3 protein-coding genes are annotated in these 1,031 nt (G+C 60.4%); all 3 read left to right on the forward strand.

Annotation, left to right across the window (positions count from 1 at the left end; genetic code table 11):
* On the forward strand, positions 1-268 hold a 268-nt coding region (locus PM04_RS17240; protein ID WP_038009161.1), incomplete at its 5' end, for a phage holin family protein.
* An 84-nt stretch (positions 269-352) separates the two neighbouring features.
* The gene (locus tag PM04_RS17245; protein ID WP_038009164.1) at positions 353-589 is read left to right on the forward strand and encodes a hypothetical protein; all 237 of its coding nucleotides are present in this window, start codon (positions 353-355) and stop codon (positions 587-589) included.
* Positions 590-675: 86 nt separating this feature from the next.
* The coding region (locus PM04_RS17250) for a TIGR02594 family protein (protein WP_038009165.1) at positions 676-1,031 on the forward strand (356 nt) is incomplete at its 3' end.

A 1,031-nucleotide genomic window follows, 5' to 3' on the forward strand; every position in this document is an offset into this window, starting at 1 on the left:
CGGGGCCGTGACCACGCTGATCGGCGCCTTTACCGGCCGGCTCATGTGGCATTCGGGGGAGGTAAAGCTCGGCAACCGCCGCTTCTTCGGCAAGGAGCTTCTCTGGGAAATCCCCGTCGCCGTCGGCATGGCGCTGATTGGGGAGGCGGCGGCACGCCATATTGGCCTGTCGCAGCCAGTATCCACTGGGTTTGTCGCAACACTCGCCTATCTCGGCCCGCGTGGGGCAGAGGCACTTCTTGCTGCTTGGCTCAGTCGCAAGAAGTAGCGACGCAGATTGGACCGCGCACTTGAAGCGGCCAATCACGATGACCAATTGGGGCTCAAGAAATGACTGAGGGAGGATCAGATTATGACTGAGATCGAAGCGATTTTAGCACAGATCGAGACATCGCCAGATCCCGTGGCAGCGGTCAAGCGGTTGGTGCTCGCGTATGACGGGCATTGGTGCGATCCCGAAAACACCAAAGGCCTCTTTGAAATCCAACTCACGGGGCTGGTAGGTCTTGGCCCGTCTGTTGCCGCCGCCGTGGATGATTGGCTGATGCAGGCCAAGGACACCGTCTTTGAAGGGGCCGGTGCCGGGTGAGATCGCCCGCCTGAAGCCCGAAAATCTAACACTATGATCGCAGCCGTCCCTTGGGGCGGCTGTTTGCATTTGCATGGGAGCAGATCATGACACCGTTCGACATTGCGCGCAGCTATATCGGCACAACTGAAGGCCCGGGCCCCGAGAACAACCCCGCCATCATGGAAATGTATGGGTCTATCGGTCACGATTGGGTGGAACATGACAGCGTCGCCTGGTGTGCGGCCTTTGTCGGGCATTGCTTGGAGAAAGCTGGGATCCGCTCTACTCGCAAGCTGACCGCGCGGTCTTATCTCGACTGGGGTGTCCCGGTGGAGACCGCGGAATCCCGGCAAGGAGACATCGGGATCATTCCCCGGGGCCGCTCCAGCTGGCAAGGCCATGTCTTCTTCATCGATCGGATTGAGGGCGCCTGGGTCTGGGGGCTTGGCGGCAACCAGAG

It is taken from the genome of Thalassobacter sp. 16PALIMAR09, assembly GCF_000765485.1.
GTDB lineage: Bacteria > Pseudomonadota > Alphaproteobacteria > Rhodobacterales > Rhodobacteraceae > Thalassobacter > Thalassobacter stenotrophicus.

Excerpts from the sequence above, each read along its gene's own strand:
- PM04_RS17245 (WP_038009164.1), top strand. The coding sequence starts at position 353 with ATGACTGAGATCGAAGCGATTTTAGCACAGATCGAGACATCGCCAGAT.